Source organism: Capnocytophaga felis (assembly GCF_009684755.1).
GTDB lineage: Bacteria > Bacteroidota > Bacteroidia > Flavobacteriales > Flavobacteriaceae > Capnocytophaga > Capnocytophaga felis.
The window spans coordinates 559,482-581,991 of sequence record NZ_BLBC01000005.1; the positions used below are offsets into that span (position 1 = coordinate 559,482).

Below are 22,510 nucleotides of genomic sequence, written 5' to 3' on the forward strand. Positions count from 1 at the left end.
GATATTTTCTATCTGTAAAAACAGAAAAACATTTTCCTTTTTTAGTAATTCATTACAGATAATACTCTGATAATAACACTCCAATGGCTAAAACAATTAAAATAAGCATTAATGGCGACACAAATCGCATCCATTGTTTATAATTGAGGTTTACCATAGCCAACGAAGGCAAAATTAGTCCGGTTGGAGTAATAAAACTCATCAATCCCATTCCGAACAAATATGCATTTACCACACTTTGTCCTTCTACTCCCACAACCGACGCTAATCCGCCCATAATAGGCATCGTTACTACCGCCATTCCTGATGAAGAAGAAATAAATAAAGTAAGTATCACGAAAACAAACATCAGTACGGGCAAGAACAAAACGGGCGACATTCCGCTCACCAAGTTCGACGAATAATAAAGTATAGTATCTGCAATTTGCCCTTCATTGAGTATAAAAGTAACTCCTCGAGCTATCCCGATGATGAAAGCCACGCCGAGTAAATCTTTCGCTCCCGTCAAAAAGTGTGCGATGGACTGTTCTTCGCCTGCACGCTGCAAAATCGCAATGATTACCGAAGCAACTAAAAACAATGCCGTCATTTCCTGAAACCACCAGCCCCATTGCGATACACCAAGAATCATCACCAAGAAAGATAAGCCAAAAACAATTAATAACAGCTTGCTCGATAATTTCAGTCGCTCAACAGGAATTGCTTTTTCATTGTGCAACGATTCGGGAAGTGAAGCACCATATGCTACCGAGGCTTGCGGATTGTGTTTTACCTTTTCTGCATAACGAATAATATAAACCAAACTAATTATAGCTGAAAGTACAAGCATTACAAGCCGAGTTACCATTCCGGTTGTCCAATCTACCCCCACCGCATCTGAAGCAATGATGACCGAGAACGGATTTACCGTAGAAGCCATCGTCCCCACACACGACCCGAGATAAATCACAGCCAAAGGGACCATCAAATCATATCCCGCAGCTAAAAATACAGGAATAAGCATCGGATAAAAGGCAAGTGTTTCTTCCGCCAAACCAAAAAAAGTTCCTCCCAAAGCAATGAGCGTAAAAACTAAAATAATAAGAATTCCTTCCTTACCTTTAAGCCTGTAAGCTAAATAACCGACGCCTTCATTAAGCGTTCCCGAGCTGTTAAAAATACCGATAAAGCCTCCCAAAACCAGCACAAACAGAATAATATCAATAGTATCGTAAATTCCTTTGATGGGTGCATAAAGAATTTCTAAAAATCCTTGAGGTTTGGCTTCATCTTGCTTATATGTATTTGGAATAGAAACCGGTTTTTTAATTTTTCCTTCTTTAAACTTCTCAATACTGATGGAAATATTTTTTTCTGTCAGAGTTTCTTGTGTAGCCGGCAAAGTTTGAATTTGTTCTTTTGAATTTACAATAAAAACATTCTGAATACTATCGTAGGAAAGCGTATCATATCTCCCCGAAGGCAACAAAAAGGTTAATCCTGCCGCAATTACTATAACAATCATCAGCACCGTGTAAGGTGTCGGGAATTTTAAAAACCGTTTCATATAACTAATTATTTAAGACGGCAAAAATAAGCAATTTTTTAATGTTTTGTTAAATCTTTTTTTAAAATGATTTTAACAGAAGGCTGTTCCCATATAAATTTATACTTCAACCAATTAAGTAATACATTCCTCAATTTGATTTTACTAATAAATGCAATCGTACTTATCTGTTTAAGTTTGTTTTTTGTAAGAAATTATCTTTAATAAAGCTACTTCTGTCATTACAATAAAAAAATAGAAAGTCTTTGGTTTTAAAAACACAATGCGGCTTTCTATACGTATTTGTATTTCGGTATGTTTACAAAATTTGGAATAAGGCAGGAAATAAAATTCCTTTCTTTTTATGCAGGTTCTCTGTATTTTTATCAAAATTCAAACAACGACACTCCCACTCCGATGGTGGTTTGTTTGTGATTGTATTCAATAAGTGAATCGCCGTATCCGTGAGAAACCTGTGCGAACAGCCTCAGCCCTGAATTAAAGCGATGTGTATAAGTCAGTTCGGCAAACCCTCTGTTTTTACTAAAATTAAGATTGTTACGATACGTAAGATGGAATATATTACGTGATGTACTATAATACACATTAAATTCAGAACGCCCGATATAATTTTCTATTTCCGGATTGTCATCTTCATCATTTTTTTCAGAAAATCTTTTCCAGAAATTAGCCAAAAAAATGAATTCGTCCCATTCAAAGGCTGTCATTAATATCACCCTATTCCAACTTCTGGAATATAATTGTTCCTTTCCGTTAGACTGATGATTAACCGACAGACCTAACATCCGCCATTTGAAATCTCCTGCAGAAAGGTTCAGAGGCATTATGTACATTACTTCGGGTTCATAGTTAATTTCACGGAAAGGGCGTGAAAGTTCGGCATTAAACACCTGCCAGTACGCTTGTTGCGTAAAACCAACCCAAAGATCACCTTTCCCCCAAAGAACATCTTGCCAAATTTTTGTTTTTATACTTACTTGGAACTTTGCTTCTACATTTTGATAGTTCCTATATGGTGGGTTTCCTCTGCTTGGATTGAAATTTACCGGCTGACGATTGAATTTATCCGTCCACCGAAACGGAATTACGTACATCGGTTTGTAGGAAGTCGGTCGGAACATCCCTTTTTGGTCTTCATCACTGATTTCAAACATTTGCGAAAGTGTACGCCCCAAACGTCCGTGTTTTACTTCCTTAGTAGGTAATTCAGGCTGAGGCAATTCCGTTTCCTGAGCATAACTAACCAAAATAGAGTTAACAATTAAAAACAACGTAAAAAGTGGTTTTCTCATTTTTTAAATTCTGTATTTTCTTAAACGTTAAAAATAAAAAATATATCTAATTCCTTTTTGCAGGAGTAAAAATTATGTGGGGCAAATATAATTTCATTTTTTATTTTCGGCAATTCATCAAACCTTTCACCTCGCTTTTTTAATAAAAATGAAAAAATCACTCGCTGCTAAAAACAAGCCACGACCAAAATCAATTGATTTTGGTCGTGGCTTTCTGACTTCTTATTTTTTGTCCTTGTGAAAACATAAAACAAAGGTAACCAAAGCAACTATCGCTCCGATAATGAATGAAAAACAGCAACACCTAAAAACCTGACTATCAACAATTACACAAAGAGGGTTTAGTCACGGTAAGACTTGGTATAACAAAACTGTAAAAATGCTACATACGGCAATACTTACAACTAATGAAAAGATAATTTTATAAATCATTTGTTTGAAGTATCAGCAGTTCTTTCCAAATCCTCACGTTCTTTTTTAAAATACGCTTTTCGTTTTTCGAAAGATACCAAATGTTCCTCTTTCAAATAGAAAAATGCATCAACCACAGAAAGCATATCCATCTTAAATTGAGTTAATCCCATAAGATTTGATTTATCAATTTTGCTATTTGCCATTTCCTTTCGGGAAGGTTCATTCCGTAGTGAAATAAAAGCGTAATCGGGATTGTAATTATCCAAAATATGCCGCTCAATACTTCCTTTTTTAGCTTTGGCACTGAATTTTGCCAATCCTAAATATCCTTTAAAACCCGTTACTCCTGTGGCAGGAACAAAAGCTATTACATAATATTGGTCTTTGAATTTTTCTCGTAATGCATTTCCCATTGTGTAATCTTTAGATAGTTTTTTATATTTTTCAACCTTTGTGATGTCATCTAATAGATGAAGAGTTGCTGCCCAAAGTATAATCTTTTTATCAGGAAATTGTTGATTTGCCAAAAATTCCACATTTCTAACCATTTGTTTCTCTCTGTACAAAGGAGTGGGATATCCTCTTCGGTACACCGATTCCACATTTTCAGTTATTTGTCCCCAATAGTTATAATATTGGTCTTTTTCCAATTTATTTAAAGCTGTTTTTATTACTTTAAATTTATTATGCAAAATAAGAGTATCCTCTGGAGCTACTTTTTTAGGATAGTAACACAATTTCGCACTGGAATGTAGTGCTTTAAAAAAAAGTGAATCAACTTGAATATTTGAATTCGTATCTGAATTAAGGCGATTCACAAAATGTATATAATCCTCATCAAGTTTATAGCCTGTTGTGTCAAATAGACTTGCATCAAAACCTGTGTAAATCAGCGGTCTATTCGTTTTTTGAGTTTCTATAATATAATCAAATAATTCATACATATCATCGGTTGTCCACACACCCGATATAGCTCCTTTTGCCAAAAATTTAGAAGCTGTAATTTTACCTGTTTTTATATATTCGTTGTAATATACATCTAGATTGTACAGTGGTGATTCTATGGCTATTACGTCAAATCCGCAATGTTGATGTAAATACTTAACCATTTTAATTTTAGAAACATACGTCTCTCCCATAAAATGCCCTGATTCCCCAAGTCCCACAATTCGCACTCTTTCTAAGTCTTTTTGTAAGGTGGTAAGTGAGCTAAAATCAGCTTTTTCGTAATCCGTTTTTGAAATGATTTGTACTTGTGCAGAAGCAGTTACAAAAAACACGAGAGTGATAAACGACAGTATTCTTTTCATTTTTTATTTTTTAGATTAACATTTCAATTCAAAATGACAGCCATCATGAGTAATTCTATTAACAGAAAGATGTTGAAAACCAAAAAAGCTGCCTTACAACTTCTGAAGACAGCTTTTTTATCTCATTTTATTATATGTCAGCATTTTCAACCTTCGCCCAAGTATCTTTGAGTCCAACGGTTTTATTGAAAACCAATTTTTCAGCGGTTGAATCAGGATCGAGACTGAAATAACCCAATCGTTGGAATTGGAACCCTTCGCCTACTTTGGCATTTTTCAAGCTCGGCTCTGCGTAAGCTTTGGTTACTTTAAGCGAGTCCGGATTTACGTATTCCAAAAAGTCTTTTTCTTGGCGGTCAGGTTCGGCAACGGTGAACAAACGGTCGTAAATGCGTGCTTCGGCTTCAATGACGTGAGGCACAGAAACCCAATGCAGCGTTCCTTTCACTTTGCGTTTGCTCGCTTCCGTACCGCTTCCGCTACGGCTATTAGGGTCGTACGTACAATGAATTTCGTTAATATTTCCGTTTTCATCTTTTACAACACTTTCTGCCTTAATGATATACGCATTTTTCAAACGAACTTCACCTCCTAATTTCAATCGGAAAAACTTATTATTGGCTTCTTCTCTGAAATCTTCTTTTTCGATGTAAATTTCACGAGAGAAAGGCACTTTTCTAAAAGTCAACACCTCCTCTTCAGGATTGTTTTCGGCATCGAGCCATTCTTCTTTTCCTTCGGGATAATTGGTAATCACCACTTTAACAGGGTCAAGCACTGCCATCACCCGATTGGCTTTTTTATTCAAATCCTCACGGATACAAAACTCCAAAAGGGAAACATCAATCAAATTATCACGTTTGGCAATCCCGATGGTGTCAGCAAATTTCCGGATAGATTCAGGCGTGTAACCTCTTCTGCGTAAGCCCGAAATGGTAGGCATACGCGGGTCGTCCCAGCCCGAAACGTGTTTTTCATTCACTAATTGCAACAATTTTCGTTTGCTGACAATGGTGTGGCTCAAATTACGGCGGGCGAACTCACGTTGTTTCGGACGAACCAATTTTTCATCATAAATTTGGTCTAAAAACCAATCGTACAACTCTCGATGCGGTAAAAATTCGAGCGTACAAATTGAGTGTGAAACTTGTTCCAAATAGTCGCTTTCGCCGTGAGCCCAGTCGTACATCGGATAAATACACCATTGATTTCCAGTACGATGATGCGAAGCGTGCATAATTCGGTAGATAATCGGGTCACGCATCAACATATTAGGCGAAGCCATATCGATTTTGGCACGAAGTACATATTTTCCGTTTTCAAATTCGCCGTTTTTCATTCGCTCGAAAAGTTGTAAATTTTCCTCAACGGAAGTATTTCGGTACGGACTTTCTGTGCCTGCTTGGATGGGCGTTCCTTTCTGTTTGGCAATTTCTTCGGAAGTTTGTCCGTCCACGTAGGCTTTTCCTTGTTTGATGAGCTGCACCGCCCAATCGTACAATTCTTGGAAATAATCGGAAGCGTAACACTCTCTGTCCCACTCAAATCCGAGCCATTCCACATCGCGTTTGATGGCATCAACGTACTCTTGCTCCTCTTTGGACGGATTGGTATCGTCAAACCGGAGATTTACAGGCGATTTGTATCGCAATCCCAACCCGAAATTCAAACATATCGAGCTTGCGTGCCCAATATGCAAATAGCCATTAGGTTCGGGCGGAAAACGAAAACGCAACTTACTGGAAGAAAATCCATTTGCTAAATCTTCTTCAATAATATTTTCAATAAAATTATTTGATTTTTGTTCTTTTAATTCCTCTGACATAAATTTTGAATTTGAAGCTACAAAGTTAACCATTTTTTAAAAATTAAACGTAAACTCAACACAAGGTTTTTTCTTTTTCAATTGTTATTTTGTTAAATGACTGAGAGAATAAATCCGTTCGCGGGCTACTTTTTCAATTTTAGAAACATTTTCTGCGGAAATGATTTCAATTTTATCGGGGACAAAAACTTCGGTTTTGTCTTTTCTTTCATATTTCCCAATTTTTAATATAAGTCGAATGTATTTTTTGTCTATATCTACTTTTATTTCATCGGTAAAAAGTTCCCACATATAGATTTTCACATCTCCTTTTTTGTAATGAATAAGTCTTGTAGGCGTTCCTACAAAATAACCTCCTTCACTGAAAGTCAAATGAATCACAGAGACGAAAAACAATACACCAACAAGCGAAAATAGTATACCAAAAGCCAACAAGCCCAAATTATAACTGGAAATTAATTCCCAAAAATTGGCTTTTTTTCCATTTTCAAAATAATGGCTAAAAGCAAACGAATTGGTTTCCATATCTAAAACAAAAACACCTACTCCACTAAAAATCAGCCCCATAACAAAATTTCCCAACACAGTTTTCCAAGAAGCTACACGATTGGCAAAAATGATAAACTCCACATTTTCATCGTGAATCACGTATTGTAATTGGTAGGGTAACGCTCCTCTCATTTCTAAAAAATGTATTTATTTAGATCTTTATTTTCGGTAATTCGCTGATAGGTAATTTTGGCTATTTCTAAAACATTTTTTGCCGAAAATAAATGTACCGACCTGCAAATCATATATGTTTTGTTGTCCCTTTTTTCTTTTTTGTCAGAATGTAAATAAAAAGTAATGTAACGTTGTTTAGTATTGAAATCCATATTTCCTGTAAAATCACTCCACGGATATATTTTGGTTGTACCTCTTTTGTAATGAATTAAACGTGTGGGAGTTCCGATAAAATGACCTCCGTTTTGAAAAAAGGTAATCACACCCCAAACAAGCAACACAGCACCTATAAAAACAAAAATTCCAATCTGTGTAAGAGCAAATCCATTCATCACCTCAAAAAAGGCATTTCCTCTACCGAAATCATCAAAAAAGACAGATCCAAAACTCAGAGTAACCAACAACCAAAAAATAGCGAAAAACACAAAAAATACTGAAACTACACGAGGAACTTTCCGCTCGGCAAAAACATAAAAATCAATGGTTTCGTCTCCGATAGTGGAGTGTAATTCATTTAAAATTGTTTGTTTCATTTTCTAATTTATAAATTTCCGTAAAAATTGATATAATGAGCATATTCCAATTGTTTGCGAAGCCAATGAAGAAAATCGCTTACAAATTCCGTAACAATTTCGCTATCAAATACTTTTTGTTGCAATTTTTCGACAATTTCCAAACAAATTTCCTTATCAAAAACATTATCAGATGTTGCACTGAATTCTTCTTCCATTTCATCAAAAAGCGGATTTATCCGTGGATAAAAAGCTTGAAACTCACTTTTAATATATTCAAAATCAGCTTCGGAAATAAAAGCAGAAATTCCTTTCTTCCCCGAGAAAGAATCAAAATTTTCATCTAATCCGTAAATAACGTAACCTATTTTACTTTTATCTTGACTGGTGGAAGTTGTAAAAACAACAGGTTTTTTCAGGATTTTCGCAATTGCTTTTTCAGGATTATAATTCCATTTTTCATAAAATTCACGAGCCAAAACGGGATTACATTCAGTCTCTTCACAGATACGAGCAATGTTTTCCTGATGAAATTGTTCCAAAGCTAAGGATACGATTCCGTTAGCATTTCTCAGCAGTTTCAAGGCTTGAGCAATTGAAACGGGTATTTGCTGCTGAAGGATTTTAATTTCTTGATTGTAATCCATAGAATTTTGCTTTACTCTTACGAATTTTCGTCAAATGCGAAAGTACAAAATATTTCGGATTCTGGAATAAATTTTCTACCTTTGTACTATACGATTAGTATTTTTAAAATTTTTGAAAAAATGATTCTATCAACAACACCTACTTTGGAAGGGCATCCCATTAAGGAATACAAGGGTGTCGTAACCGGTGAAACCATCATCGGTGCCAATGTTATAAAAGATTTTATGGCTGGGCTTACCGATTTTTTTGGCGGGCGTTCCACCACGTACGAAAAAGTACTCATCGAAGCCAAAAATACAGCCCTTGAGGAATTACAACAACGAGCCTTGGCAATGGGAGCCAATGCTGTTGTGGGAATTGACCTTGATTATGAAACTGTTGGAAGCAATGGTGGTATGCTGATGGTAACTGCAAGCGGAACGGCAGTAGTTATCTAAACATATGATTTCAAAAAATACCATTGACAAAGTTTACGACCAAATGCGGGTCGAAGAAGTGATTGGCGATTTCGTTCAACTGAAAAAGGCAGGTTCTAATTATAAAGGACTTAGCCCTTTTTCCAATGAACGGACTCCAAGTTTTATGGTATCGCCCGTAAAGCAAATCTGGAAAGATTTTTCTTCCGGAAAAGGAGGAAATGCCATTGCTTTTCTGATGGAACACGAGCATTTTACCTATCCGGAGGCAATTCGGTATTTGGCAAAAAAATATCATATTGAAATTGAAGAAACCGAAATCTCTTCCGAAGAAAAGGAAAAAGCTGACGAACGAGAAAGCCTCTATATCGTTTCGGAATTTGCTCAAAAATATTTCGAAGAAACACTCTTGGAAACTGAAGAGGGAAAAGCCATCGGAATGACCTATTTCAAAGAACGAGGTTTTACTACCGAAACCATTAAAAAATTCCGTTTGGGATATTCACCTAACGACTGGACAGCCTTTACCGATACGGCTTTACAAAAAGGCTATCAGCTTGAATTTCTTGAAAAAACAGGACTGACCATCGTTAAAGAAGATAAAAAATTCGACCGATTCAAAGGCAGGGTAGTGTTCCCCATTCATTCAATGAGCGGACGTGTATTAGGCTTCGGAGGTCGTATTCTCACCCAAGATAAAAAAGCTGCAAAATATCTCAACTCGCCTGAAAGTGAAATTTATCACAAAAGTAAAATTCTGTACGGAATTTATCACGCCAAACAGGCTATTGCTAAAGCAGATAATTGCTATTTGGTAGAAGGTTACACTGATGTTATTCAATTGCATCAAAAAGGAATTGAAAACGTAGTAGCATCAAGCGGAACGGCACTTACTCCTGAACAAATCCGACTGATAAATCGACTAACTAACAACATAACAATGCTTTACGACGGAGACGCCGCAGGGCTTCGAGCCTCTATCCGTGGAGTAGATTTGATTTTGGAGCAGGGAATGAATGTTAAAATTTGTACTTTCCCCGAAGGCGAAGACCCCGATAGTTTTGCCCGAAAAACAGCCTATGAGGATTTAGTACTTTATTTGGAGGAAAATGCTACGGATTTTATTCGTTTTAAGGCTTCACTTTTGATGCAAGAAGCCAAAAATGACCCAATCAAACGAGCTGAAACTATTCGTGATATGGTGGAAAGTATCTCAAAAATTCCGGATTCCATCAAGCGAGAAGTGTATGTGCGTGAATGTGCAACTATTATGGATATTTCGGAAGAAGTGCTTTTCTCTACACTTTCTCAAATTCTAAAAAAAGATTTCTACGAAGGTCAAAAAGTAGAACGCAAAAAGCGTCTGCCACTTGAAGTTACTCGAAGCAAAGAAGAACAGGCAAAAATGACCGTAAACCGACTGGAAATCTTGGAGCACGACCTCATCAAGCATCTTCTTTTATACGGAAATCGGACTTGTGTGTTTACGGATTCTGTACTTCAAGTTGATGAAGAAGGCAAATTGGAAGAGAAAAAAATTCAACAAGAGCTGAAAGTTTACGAAAAAATTTATCTTGAACTTCACGAAGACGAAATTCAGTTTGCCAATCCCGATTTCAAAAACATTTATGATTTAGCAATGGAACAATTCAATCAAGCAGACGAATCGTATCAATTGGCAACTTTCATAAATAAATTACCGATGGAACTCAGCCAAAAAGTGTCGCAAATTATTATGGAAGATGAAAATTTGCAATTGCACGATTGGCTTCGGAAAGATATTGTACCAAAAGATAAAGATGCTAACATCGACTTGGCTGTTTCCGATATTATTTTAAACATTCGTAAGTTATTGGTTAGCCACCTAATAGAAAACATCACTACAAAAATTGGCAATTCCGATGAAGAGCAAAAACGTGAAATGTTGGAAGAGGTTTTGAATTACATACAACTACAAAAAATATTAGGCAAACGCCTCAATCGTGTTGTAAATTAATTGACTTTCAAGCACAAAAAACTCAAGAAAACTTTTTTCTTCAAAAAAAGTTTATATCTTTGTAATTCGTTAGTAGTTTAATTTTAAATATTTTAATAAAATGAAAAAAGTAGTATTAAGTTTAGCATCTGTTGCTCTTATGGCATTGACTTCTTGCAATAGCTTCAATCAAACAAAACAAAAAGCAACAGAAGCGATGGAGCAAGCAAAAGAAGAAGCCGGTGATGCTATGAACCAAATGAAAGAAGAGGCTAACAAAGCTGTTGAAAATGCTCAAGAAAAAATGAAAGATTTGGTATCAGGAATTGAAGTGCCTAAATTCAGCAGTGATGAAGCTCAAAAATTAGCCGATGAGTACACTAATTACTTAAAAGAATCTGCAGAAGCCGTGAAATCAGGAAGTGCCGAAAAAGTCAAAGAACTTCAAGCAAAAGCTTCTGAATGGCAAGCAAAAATGCAAGAAACTGCAAAAAAATTAACTCCTGAAGACGCTACAAAATGGTCAGAATGGACTAAAAAAATTTCTGAATTACAAGCTGAATAATTCAATTTAAAAACTAAAAAACACCAAAAAGACTGCTAAGGCGGTCTTTTTTAATTCCTCATATTCAACACAATTTCTAACACAGATTGTTAATTATGAATTATTTCCTATCTTTGCCCTCTGATAAAAATCATCACTATGGAAAAAGTTATTGACGAAGCCAAGCAAGGACAAAGCCTTGTTTTGGAAGCAAATACGAACAATCACAAAAAATTATACATAGAGAGCTATGGCTGCCAAATGAATTTCTCGGATAGCGAGATTGTGGCTTCCATCTTGGCAAATGAGGGCTTTAACACCACACAAATACTTGAAGAAGCTGATTTGGTGCTGGTAAACACTTGTTCTATTCGAGAAAAAGCCGAACAAACTATCCGTAAACGTTTAGAACAATTCAATGCCGTAAAACGCATCAACCCTGGTATGAAAGTTGGCGTATTGGGCTGTATGGCTGAACGCTTAAAAAGTAAATTTCTGGAAGAAGAGCATATCGTGGATATGGTTGTAGGTCCTGATGCGTATAAAGACTTACCAAATCTTCTGCAAGAAGTAGAAGGCGGAAGAGAAGCAGTAAACGTAATTCTGTCAAAAGATGAAACTTACGCCGATATTTCACCCATTAGGCTCAATAGCAATGGAGTAACTGCATTTGTTTCTATCACTCGCGGGTGCGACAATATGTGTACTTTCTGTATTGTTCCGTTTACACGCGGACGTGAACGAAGCCGCGACCCTTTTTCTATACTAAACGAAATCAAAGACTTAGAAGAAAGAGGCTTTAAAGAGATTACGCTTTTGGGTCAAAATGTGGATAGTTATCTTTGGTACGGTGGCGGACTGAAAAAAGATTTCGATAAAGCCAGCGAAATGCAGAAAGCCACTGCGGTAAATTTCGCAAAACTACTTGATATGGTGGCAGTTGCTCACCCTAAAATGCGTATTCGTTTCTCTACGTCCAATCCGCAAGATATGACCCTCGATGTGATTGACACAATGGCAAAACATCACAATATCTGCAAATACATTCACTTGCCCGTACAAAGCGGAAGCGACCGTATCTTAAAGGCAATGAATCGATTACACACAAGAGAAGAGTACTTCACGTTAATTGACAACATCCGAAAACGCATTCCTGAATGTGCTATTTCACAGGATATGATTGCCGGCTTCCCGACCGAAACCGAGGCAGACCACCAAGACACGCTTTCACTGATGGAATACGTTAAATATGATTTCGGATTTATGTTCGCGTATTCGGAACGACCCGGAACGCTTGCCGCACGCAAAATTGAAGATGATGTTCCTGAGGAAGTTAAAAAACGTCGCCTTTCCGAAATCATTGATTTACAACAAAAACATAGCCTTCTTCGCACACAGGAAAAAGTCGGGCAAGTTTGCGAAGTGCTTATTGAAGGAAACTCTAAAAAATCAGACGCCCAATGGATGGGACGAAACACACAAAACACTGTGGTAGTTTTCCCTAAAGAGCATTACAAAGTAGGTGATTTTGTGAATGTTAAGATAGAAAGTTGCACCTCAACAACACTTATTGGAAAAGCTATCGGATATAGTGAAATGATGTAGTTGAAAGCCAGTTTTATAAATAAAATCAAAATAACAAAAAATGGAAAGAATAGCAAGTTTTTGTATTGACCATTTAAAATTAGAACGAGGAATTTACGTTTCTCGTAAAGATTATGTAGGCAATGAAGTGCTTACCTCGTTTGATATTCGTATGAAGTTGCCTTATCGCGAGCCTGTTTTAGGAGCAGCAGAGATTCACACCATCGAACATTTAGCTGCCACTTGGCTACGTAACAGCCACTGGAAAGATAAAATCATCTACTGGGGACCAATGGGTTGCCAAACCGGAAATTACCTGATTTTGGCAGGAGATTACACCTCAAAAGACATTGTTCCGTTAATTACCGATTTATTCAAGTATATGGCTGATTTTGAAGGAGAAATTCCGGGAGCTTCTGCAATGGAATGCGGAAATTTTTACAACAACAACCTCCCGATAGCAAAATATGAAGCAAAAAAATATCTTGAAGAAGTGCTTTACAATCTGAAAGAAGAAAATCTAAATTATCCCAAATAACAGAAATTATCATACAACTCCAAATTATTAATCTAATTTGGAGTTTTTTATGCAACCAAAATAAAACAAAAAACCTCTTGAAAAAATCAAGAGGTTTTTGTTGGCTCACAAGGACTCGAACCTTGAATAACAGAACCAAAATCTGCTGTGTTACCATTACACCATGAGCCATTGGTTATTTTCGCGGTGCAAAGATACATTCTTTTTTTTAAGTTCCAAATATTTTTCAGAAAAAATTTAACCAAACATCAAGAAATAAACACTAACTCATTCAAAATAAAAATTTTATCTTAACTTAAAATTTATCGGATAAACAAAAATCCAAACAGTAGGTTTCCCGTTCTTCATTGCTGGAGCTTTTACTGAAAGCTTTTTAATAATCCGTATTGCCTCATCTCTTAACATATAAGTTTCATCACCCAAAGCAGCTAATATTTGAATACTTTTATCTTCCTTCACCCTAAAAACGACAGAAACAGTTCCCTGAATGTTATATTTTGCCGCCAATTCCGGATATTCAAAATTTCTCTGTACGTGTTCATTCAAACATTTCTGAAAACTTTCCAAAGTAAAGGATTGAGTACTGCACGATTTGAGTTGTGGGTAAACATCAGGAAAAAAGTTAAAGGACTCGTGCATTTCCTTTTTGTTAAACGTGATAGGAATGAGATTTATAGAACCTACAGGCTTTCCGTTTTTCTGTGCAGGAATAAACTTTGGAAATTCTCTTGATTTTTGAAAAACTTCTCTTGCCAAAGCCTCATCTTCCCCTTCAATGCCCTCAACTGCAGAATTTCCATCAGAATCAATTTTTAGCGACATATAAACCGTTTTCGTCTCATCGCCTTCTAATTTTATTCTTTTAAACATAAAACTCTGAATACATTCACCCAAAGATTTGTTTTTATCTTTCATACTTTCGCAATTTTCCCATCTTGCTTGTACATCTGGGTCAGGAATATATTTTTCTTCCTTGAGTACTTTTAATTTCTTGAATGTCAAAGGTATTGAATAAATAAAATCAATGGGATTTCCAGCTTTTTGAGCAGGAATAAATGAAGGCATCTGTCTTAAAAGTCGCTCTCCTTCTTCAGCTAAAGCATTGTGATTGGACTGAATTCTTAATTTTTCAACTTTTCCCTCAACATTGATTTTAAATACGAGATAGACTCTTCCTTCGAGATTTTCAACATTTTGCACATTTTCGTTAATATAAGAAACAAAGCATTTTTTGAAACTCTCAATGGTTCCGTTTGCATCGTTACAATTACTCATCTTGGGATATTGGTCTGGCTCCAATTTCTCAACAAACGACGAATCATCAGGCAAGATAGAATCTTTCTCTATTAAAAGATGATTATCAGTAGCTTTGAATGCACATACCGAAAAAGGCATCATCATAACAAGCAAGAAATATTTTTTCATACAAATTTAAAATTTATGTTAATAGTTGCAAATATAAATACTTTTATTGCAAAATAAAACAATTCACTTGCTAATACTTTAAAATAGGAAACAAATACTCTTTAATTTGAAATTAAGAATGCTTTTTAAGCCGAGAAAATCCATCACTTCTTTTTTCTACATTATTTTACTCGAAATGTGAGATTTATTATTTTATTTTTATATATTCGCAAACTTAATCAGTTTCTTCAAAAATTTGAGGAATTACATTTATTTTTTCAAATCAATAAAATATGTTAACAGACAAGGATTTCAAAAAATATGACCTTATTGTAGGTTGGGTTACTTTTTTCATCGCTTTAGTAACTTACGGATTAACCGTAGAACCAACCGTAAGTTTCTGGGATTGTGGAGAATACATTTCCACTGCAGCAAAGTTAGAGGTAGGACATCCGCCAGGAGCACCATTTTTCCAGATGATGGGAGCTTTTTTCGCTTTTTTTGCTCCTGAACCCGGAAAAGTAGCTTTATTCGTGAATTATATGTCCGTATTTTCAAGTGCCTTCACGATTCTGTTTTTATACTTTATCATTACAAATCTCACAAAAAAAATTGCTTTCAAAAATATTTCAGAAACAGAAGGATTACCTGTACCTCAAGCAATTGCTGTTTTAGGAAGTGGCTTGGTAGGAGCTTTGACCTATACTTTTTCCGACAGTTTTTGGTTCAATGCCGTTGAAGCTGAAGTCTATGCAATGGCGATGCTTTTTATGGCAGCAATGTTTTGGCTTGGAATTAAATGGACGGACAATCTTCATAAAGAAAGAGGCGATAAATGGCTGATTTTAATTTCTTTAGTAATAGGATTATCATTCGGTGTGCATTTTATGGCATTGCTTACCATTCCGGCAATCGGGATGCTTTATTTCTTTAACAGTAATTACAAAAAGAATTTTAAAAACTTTGTGATTGCAAATGTGATTTCCATTGCAATTTTATTACTGATTTTCAAACTAATACTTCCTTATACACTGGCTTATTTCGGGAATTTGGAAGTCTTTTTCGTAAATTCGTTAGGATTGCCCTTCAATTCGGGAACAATTGCGGCAGGACTTTCAATTATTATTGCTTTTTTCTTCGTACTTCGTTATGCAGCTAAAAAACAAAAGGTTTATTTACAGACAATTACGCTTTGCATAATGTTTGTTTTCATAGGATTTTCATCGTGGCTGATGATTCCCATTCGTGCCAATGCCGATGTAGTTATCAATGAAAATAGCCCTACCGATGCACGTTTGTTATTAGCTTATTATAAGTTAGAGCAATATCCTGAAACTCACTTGTTTTACGGACCAATGTTTTCAGACAAATATGCCGGACAAGATGAAGAAAATCCGTATAAGGACGATAAACCCAAATACGAAAGGGATTACGAAAACAACAAATACATTATTGTAAATCACTATGAAAACGCTCGAGTTTCGCCCAACTCAAAGCACACAGGTTTGCTTCCGCGTATGTGGCATCCGCAACACGCCGCAAATTATATGATGCTTACTGATTTTCTTGATTTTTCAATTAAACCGGAATATTTCTCAAATAAAGAACTTCATCAGGCGGTAAACGAATTCAAAAAACAAGTAAATTTAGGAAGAGTTACTCCTAACGAATATGAGTTATTCCTGAGCAGATTTAGCAGTTATTTAAATGTTGAAAAACCGAGTTTCTTTAAAAATATGCAATATATGTTCAGCTACCAAATGAGCTATATGTACTTGCGTTATTTTATGTGGAACTTCGTGGGAAGACAAGATGATATACAAGGAAAAATGCACAATGGTCACGGAAACTGGCTTAGTGGCATCAACTTTATTGATTCGATACGATTAGGTTCGCAAGACAATCTTCCTTCAGATGTTTTGAATAACAAAGCACGAAACACATATTTCTTTTTACCACTGATTTTAGGTATTTTAGGTTTGGTGTTTATGTCATTGAAAAGTGAACAAAAAACGTGGGTAGTATTCGTGTTATTTATGTTCACGGGTTTAGCCTTGAAAGTATATCTCAACGAAAAACCGTTTGAACCACGAGAACGTGATTATGCTTTGGTTGGGTCATTTTTTGCCTTTGCAATATGGATTGGTTTGGGCGTATATGCTCTTTTTGAACTTCTTAAAAGAATAACAAGCCAGAAGTTATCCGCTCCAATTGCTGTTATCGCTTCTCTTTTGTGTGTTCCTACCCTGATGGCTTACCAAAACTGGGACGACCACGACCGCTCTGGAAAATATTCGGCTCAAGCAATCGCACATTGTTACTTGGATTCTGTTTCTGAAGATACAGGAGCTATGATTTTTACCATTGGAGATAATGACACATTCTTGCTTTGGTATGCCCAAGAAATTGAAGGTTACCGAACTGATGTGCGAACCATCAACACAAGTTTGCTTCAAACCGATTGGTACATTGACCAAATGAAACGAAAAGCCTACGAAAGTGAGCCAATTCCGTCTCAATTAAAACATAGTCAGTATGCTTACGGAGTTCGTGAAGGTATTTATTTCATAGAAAGAACCAAAAACGTGTGGAATGTAAAAGACCTAATGAATTGGATTGCCAGCGATGACCCAAACACTAAAAACGTACTCGAAGACGGAAGAACAATTCATTACTATCCAACCAACAAAATTCGCATTCCGGTCAATAAAGAAAATGTTCTGAAAAGCGGCGTTGTAAAACCTGAAGATGCTCATCTAATTGTTGATTATATTGATATTAAATTACCTAATGGCATTGATAAAGCCCGCTTGATGATGCTTGATATAATCGCCAATAACGATTGGAAACGCCCTATTTACTTCACAGGCGGAAGCATTGACGACGAAGAATACATTTGGATGAAAGATTATCTGCAAATGGACGGATTGGTTTACAAATTAGTACCTATCAAAACTCCTGTTAAGAAAAATTCTTCCGAAATGGGACGCATTGACAGCGATTTGATGTATGATATTGTAACGAAGTGGAAATGGGGTAATATGGGAGATTCAAACATCTATCACGACGTTGAAACTCGCAGAAGTTCAATTTCTTTCCGTATAAATTTAGCTCGTTTGCTTGAAAAATTAATTGAGGAAAAGAAAATTAACAAAGCCAAAAACATCATCAATTTGGCAATGAAAAATATGCCAATGGAGCATTATGGTTATTACACATTCCTTTCTCCTTTCATTCAAGGCTATTATCAGGTAGGTGAGGCTGAAAAAGGACGTGAATTGGCTCTAAAAGTGATGAAAAAATACGAAGAAGAGCTGGAATATTACACTCAACTTCCTGCAAATGAAATTTATCAACAATATGAAAATCTTGACACTACAATAAGATATTATATGGGATTACTTGTTGAAATAGAGGAATTTGACAAGAAGTTATATAACGAGAGATATCAGTTACTCAAAAAGCTAATTTCTCCCTTCCTAAGTGAAGATGATTTTGAAGATTATGAAACTATTGAAAATGACTCGCTAACAAAGCCCAATATCGTAAAAGATTCTCTGGATTCAATAGTAAATTAACCATACAAACAGCGGATAGTTAAAAGTTTAACTATCCGCTGTTTGTATCAATACTTTATTTTAATATTCGTTCAAGAGCCATTCCTCTTGAGCCTTTGATGAGAATAAAACTATCTGAAAAATCTTTCAAAGAAAAGACTTTCTGAAAATCCTCAAAAGTTTTAAATTTTAAATGTTTGCTCTCTGTTTTATAAAAATTCTCTCCGATGAAAAACACCTTTTCCCAGTGATTCTCTTCAACCAAATTGACAATATTTTGATGTTCTTGAGTCGCATAATCACCCAACTCAAACATATCGCCAAGCACAAGAACTTTCTTTTCAAACCCCTCTAAATCAACTATATTACTAATAGCTTCTGACATACTGCTGGGATTAGCATTGTAAGCATCCAACAAAATCGTATTTGTACCTTGATGAAGAATTTGACTTCGATTATTTGTAGGAATATATTTTTCTATTCCCCGTTTAATTGCTTCCGATGATATTTTAAAATACTTTGCAAAAGCAATCGCTGCTGCAATGTTTGAAAAATTGTATTTCCCTACCAAATGAGATTTTAATTGTATTTTCTCATCAGAAAAACCCTCAATTTCAGGAATTTCTGTCACTACTTCAGAAGTTTTCAGTTCTTCCCTAACGGAAGTTTCTTTAAAACAAACTTCAACCGGATTGGTTGCCAAACACTCAACAAAAACATTCGCTCCCTTCTGATTTCCAAAAGAATACACATTTTGATAATCTCTCAACAATTTCTTTTGAAGTTCATCATTATTGTTGAAAATGATAGTTTTATTATTCTTTTTAAGATAATCGTACAGTTCTCCTTTTGTTTTTACAACACCTTCAAAACTGCCAAATCCCTCTAAATGAGCCTTTCCGATACTTGTAATATAACCATAATCAGGTTCAGCAATTGAACACAAAAACGCTATTTCCTTAGGATGATTTGCTCCCATTTCAACAATCGCAATTTCTGTTTCTGGCGTAATTGAAAGAAGTGTTAAAGGCACTCCGATATGATTATTCAGATTTCCTTGTGTTGCCACTACATTAAAAGCTTCTGACAAAACGGATTTTATAAGCTCTTTGGTTGTTGTTTTTCCGTTACTTCCTGTAATGCCTATAATGAGTGTTTTGAGTTTTCTGCGGTGGTAATTTGCTAATTTTTGTAAGGTTGTGAGCACATCTTCTACCAGAATCATCTTTTCGGATAATTCTATATTAGGATTATCTACAACAGCGAATAACGCTCCTTTTTCAAGAGCCTCTTCTGCAAATAAATTCCCATCAAAAGAATTCCCTTTTAGTGCAAAATAAATGCAATTATCGGTAATATTCCTGCTATCGGTACAAACGCCCGATGAAGCAAGAAATTTTCTATACAAATCTTCCATAAAATAAATCTATATTTCATTAAAAAAACTCTGTAAATATATATCTACAGAGTTTTCAATTTTAGTATTGGAATAAGTTTAACCTTTCGGAGTTTTATTTTTTCTAGATGATTTTGCTCCCACACGGCTCATTGCATTTCTGAATCCGATGTAGTCAGTTGCAATGTACTGAGGCAAATATCTTCTTTGTGAAGGGTCAATCCAGAATATGCGGTCTCTCCAAGAACCTCCTTTATAAACACGTACTTCGTCATCAATCAAGGTTGTACGTTCATTTGATTTATCAAATATACGGCTCAATCCCATAGAATCTTTTTCAATTTTATGTTTTGGAGCGTTGTACATTGTATTTCTGTAATCTTTATCCTCTTTTGAAGAAGTTAGATCATCTCTACTTCCGTAATAAGCACGTGAAGAAGATCTGTCCCCATCTTGGAAACTTCTGTTATCACTTCTTGTAAAGTTATAACGCAAGTATGTTTCATTCTCATCAATAGGAACTGTCGCTAAGTTTCCTGGAAGATTTCTTGCAACAATTTTACCATTACTAAGTGTGTCATACTTGATATTATCCGCTGTTACGACAACTTGTTTACCATCTTCTCCGATAGCGTGTTTCATATACACGTTACCACGATAGTAATTGAAGTCGCTCTCTCCGTCATCAATTATCGGACGATAAACATCGGCTACCCACTCAGCTACGTTTCCTGCCATATCATACAACCCAAAGTCATTTGGCGGATACGTTTTTACCGCAACTGTTATATCACCTCTATCGTCTGACCATCCTGCAAGTCCGCCGTAATCTCCTTTTCCTTGCTTGAAGTTAGCCAATTGGTCACCACGTGTAGCACGTTTTGTTGAACGGCTATACGCCCCATCCCAAGGATATTTCTTTCTTCCTCTGATGTTATTATACTCACGAATTCCGTTCAATGATTTGGCAGCGTATTCCCACTCAACTTCAGTAGGCAATCGGTACTCAGGAACTAAAATTCCGCTTGTTTGTTTTGCATAAGTTGGCTCTCCTTCCTTAGTAACTGCTTTTTTACCTGCAAATTCAGAAACTTTTCCTCCATATGAATTTGATGGCGTGTTAAGATATACATCTGTACTAAAAGTACTTTCTGAATCTACTTGATAACGAGTATCTTTATTCAAATACCCAGATTTTTCCAAAATAGCTTCGTTCACGCGGTCTGTACGCCAAACACTGAACTGAACAGCTTGTACCCAATTCACGCCCACAACAGGATATTCTGCATAAGCCGGATGACGCAAGTAATTGGTTACCATTGATTCATTAAAACCGAGTGAACTTCTCCAAACCAAAGTATCTGGCAAAGCCCCTACATATATGTTTCTGTATTGTTCTTGGTCTGGAGGGAAAACGTGCTTCAACCAATCCAAATACTCCATATACATTTTGTTGGTAACCTCTGTTTCATCCATATAGAATGATTGTACGTGTTGCTGAGTAGGAACGTTGTTCCATTCGTGCATCACATTATCTTGAACTTGCCCCATAGTGAATGTCCCTCCTTCTACAAGCACAAGTCCCGGAGCGGCTTCCTGCTCTTTAAAATCAGTATTGTACTGAAAGCCACCCTCTTTAGAGTTAATTTTCCATCCTGTTGCATTTGAAATATTTTTGTCAGATTTCTTTCCACAACTTGTAGCCAAAGACAAACCTGAAAAAATAGCCACTACAACGAAAATTCTAAACAGATTATTCTTCATAGTAAACCTATATTGTTAACATAAATTTCGGGTGCAAGATAGCAAAACTTTCTATAATAAAAGTTATAATCCACACATTTTAACTTCCTAACCTTTGGCAAACTCACACCAATCAAAACATAAAACACTCATTCACAAAACAATAAATCGAAATAAACTTATTCTATTTAGAAAAAAATTAATACGTTTTTATAAAAAAATTTAACATTTTCAAGCATCTTTTTTCTCAAGAATACTACTTAAAATCCGTATATTTTCTCAAAAAATTCAATACTTCTTTCAAATTTAAGGCTACAAGTGTTTTTTCGGAAAGACTTTTATCTCTGCCTCTACCATTTGTTTGGCTTGTTGTAAAAGTTTTTCGCTTTCTTGTTTCAGTGTAAAACTTTCTTGTACCAAAAGGGCTACTTTTTGCTGAAAATCTTTATTGACAACAGGAATTATAACTTCTTCTATTTCGTTTACTCTCCAATGCTGAATAATAGACCCTCCCACATCTCTATCAGCTTGCATCTGCACCACTAAAGAGTTTAAAACCAAGGTCAGATATTCGGGTAAAATTTCCTTTTTGTTCTTTACTTGCAAATGCAGAATTGCCCCCGATGTAATGCCTTGCAAATCTTCCGTGAGTTGATAAGCAATCCCTATGCTTCCATCTTTGGAAAACAAAATTGTGTCTTTTTTTGGTTTCAGCCTATCCAAAGTCTTTTGATTTTCGCGATAATAGGTTTCTGATAGATATTTATCGGGAGTAGAAAGTCCAAACTTACTATAATCCGAAACACGAATAAAAGGCATCCCTTCCGTATCATAGGCAATAGAACCTGGCTCTATCGATTTTCTTATATCTACTACATTTTTGAGCTTTTCACAAGTATGATTTTTGAGTTTTTGAATTAGTCGTTCATATTTCGGTTGATAATACTCGGCATCCAAGCGTCCTGTTTTCGCAAAAGAATTTTGCAGGGTTTGAACGGCAATACTGAGGTGCGAAAATCGGTTTTCGGCCAAACCAAAAAGATCTTCATATAGTGTCCATTGGGCTAATCGCTCGTAATACAA

General features: G+C 35.8%; 17 protein-coding genes and 1 tRNA gene. 6 read left to right on the plus strand and 12 right to left on the minus strand.

Features of this window, described 5'->3' with window-relative positions:
• Positions 1 to 52: 52 nt before the first annotated feature.
• The 7 genes from GN105_RS03855 to GN105_RS03885 all read right to left on the minus strand — a co-directional run bounded on the left by GN105_RS03855 (position 53) and on the right by GN105_RS03885 (position 8,269).
• Positions 53 to 1,546: a YfcC family protein gene (locus GN105_RS03855; protein ID WP_155284107.1), complete on the minus strand. Its 1,494-nt coding sequence runs from the start codon at positions 1,544 to 1,546 to the stop codon at positions 53 to 55.
• A 365-nt stretch (positions 1,547 to 1,911) separates the two neighbouring features.
• Positions 1,912 to 2,838, minus strand: coding sequence for a phospholipase A (locus GN105_RS03860; RefSeq protein ID WP_155284108.1), 927 nt, complete (start codon positions 2,836 to 2,838; stop codon positions 1,912 to 1,914).
• 428 nt (positions 2,839 to 3,266) lie between these two features.
• Entirely contained in the window at positions 3,267 to 4,562 is a 1,296-nt protein-coding gene (locus tag GN105_RS03865; RefSeq protein ID WP_155284109.1) for an erythromycin esterase family protein, read from the minus strand.
• Positions 4,563 to 4,692: 130 nt separating this feature from the next.
• Entirely contained in the window at positions 4,693 to 6,387 is a 1,695-nt protein-coding gene (locus GN105_RS03870) for a glutamine--tRNA ligase/YqeY domain fusion protein (protein WP_155284324.1), read from the minus strand.
• 84 nt (positions 6,388 to 6,471) lie between these two features.
• Complete coding sequence (locus GN105_RS03875; RefSeq protein WP_155284110.1) at positions 6,472 to 7,068, minus strand: hypothetical protein; 597 nt, start codon at positions 7,066 to 7,068, stop codon at positions 6,472 to 6,474.
• Positions 7,069 to 7,070: 2 nt separating this feature from the next.
• The gene (locus GN105_RS03880; RefSeq protein ID WP_155284111.1) at positions 7,071 to 7,643 is read right to left on the minus strand and encodes a hypothetical protein; all 573 of its coding nucleotides are present in this window, start codon (positions 7,641 to 7,643) and stop codon (positions 7,071 to 7,073) included.
• 8 nt (positions 7,644 to 7,651) lie between these two features.
• Positions 7,652 to 8,269, minus strand: coding sequence for a hypothetical protein (locus tag GN105_RS03885; protein ID WP_155284112.1), 618 nt, complete (start codon positions 8,267 to 8,269; stop codon positions 7,652 to 7,654).
• 120 nt (positions 8,270 to 8,389) lie between these two features.
• Between GN105_RS03885 and GN105_RS03890 the strand changes: the two genes are divergently transcribed.
• The 5 genes from GN105_RS03890 (at position 8,390) to GN105_RS03910 (ending at position 13,327) form a co-directional block, all read left to right on the plus strand.
• On the plus strand, positions 8,390 to 8,707 hold the full coding sequence (locus GN105_RS03890; RefSeq protein ID WP_155284113.1) for a heavy metal-binding domain-containing protein: 318 nt from the start codon (positions 8,390 to 8,392) through the stop codon (positions 8,705 to 8,707).
• A gap of 4 nt (positions 8,708 to 8,711) precedes the next feature.
• On the plus strand, positions 8,712 to 10,682 hold the full coding sequence (gene dnaG, locus GN105_RS03895) for a DNA primase (protein WP_155284114.1): 1,971 nt from the start codon (positions 8,712 to 8,714) through the stop codon (positions 10,680 to 10,682).
• Between the two features lie 100 nt (positions 10,683 to 10,782).
• Positions 10,783 to 11,226, plus strand: a complete 444-nt coding sequence (locus GN105_RS03900; protein WP_155284115.1) for a hypothetical protein — start codon at positions 10,783 to 10,785, stop codon at positions 11,224 to 11,226.
• 138 nt (positions 11,227 to 11,364) lie between these two features.
• Positions 11,365 to 12,810 (plus strand): tRNA (N6-isopentenyl adenosine(37)-C2)-methylthiotransferase MiaB, encoded by a 1,446-nt coding sequence (gene miaB / locus GN105_RS03905; RefSeq protein ID WP_155284116.1) that lies wholly within the window; start codon positions 11,365 to 11,367, stop codon positions 12,808 to 12,810.
• A gap of 40 nt (positions 12,811 to 12,850) precedes the next feature.
• Positions 12,851 to 13,327, plus strand: a complete 477-nt coding sequence (locus GN105_RS03910; protein ID WP_155284117.1) for an S-ribosylhomocysteine lyase — start codon at positions 12,851 to 12,853, stop codon at positions 13,325 to 13,327.
• A gap of 100 nt (positions 13,328 to 13,427) precedes the next feature.
• On the opposite strand, the gene GN105_RS03915 is transcribed toward GN105_RS03910, so the two are convergent.
• Together GN105_RS03915 and GN105_RS03920 are read right to left on the minus strand one after the other, a co-directional pair.
• Positions 13,428 to 13,498, minus strand: a tRNA-Gln gene (locus tag GN105_RS03915).
• Between the two features lie 114 nt (positions 13,499 to 13,612).
• Complete coding sequence (locus tag GN105_RS03920) at positions 13,613 to 14,752, minus strand: energy transducer TonB (RefSeq protein ID WP_155284118.1); 1,140 nt, start codon at positions 14,750 to 14,752, stop codon at positions 13,613 to 13,615.
• A gap of 272 nt (positions 14,753 to 15,024) precedes the next feature.
• Between GN105_RS03920 and GN105_RS03925 the strand changes: the two genes are divergently transcribed.
• A complete protein-coding gene (locus GN105_RS03925) occupies positions 15,025 to 18,309 on the plus strand; it encodes a glycosyltransferase family 117 protein (protein WP_155284119.1) in 3,285 nt (1,094 codons plus the stop codon).
• Between the two features lie 55 nt (positions 18,310 to 18,364).
• Here GN105_RS03925 and GN105_RS03930 read toward each other — a convergent pair whose 3' ends face one another.
• The 3 genes from GN105_RS03930 to GN105_RS03940 all read right to left on the minus strand — a co-directional run bounded on the left by GN105_RS03930 (position 18,365) and on the right by GN105_RS03940 (position 22,510).
• The gene (locus GN105_RS03930) at positions 18,365 to 19,705 is read right to left on the minus strand and encodes a UDP-N-acetylmuramoyl-tripeptide--D-alanyl-D-alanine ligase (protein ID WP_155284120.1); all 1,341 of its coding nucleotides are present in this window, start codon (positions 19,703 to 19,705) and stop codon (positions 18,365 to 18,367) included.
• A gap of 78 nt (positions 19,706 to 19,783) precedes the next feature.
• Positions 19,784 to 21,448, minus strand: coding sequence for a gliding motility lipoprotein GldJ (gene gldJ, locus GN105_RS03935; protein WP_155284121.1), 1,665 nt, complete (start codon positions 21,446 to 21,448; stop codon positions 19,784 to 19,786).
• 291 nt (positions 21,449 to 21,739) lie between these two features.
• Positions 21,740 to 22,510, minus strand: coding sequence for a restriction endonuclease subunit S (locus GN105_RS03940; RefSeq protein WP_227977321.1), 771 nt, complete (start codon positions 22,508 to 22,510; stop codon positions 21,740 to 21,742).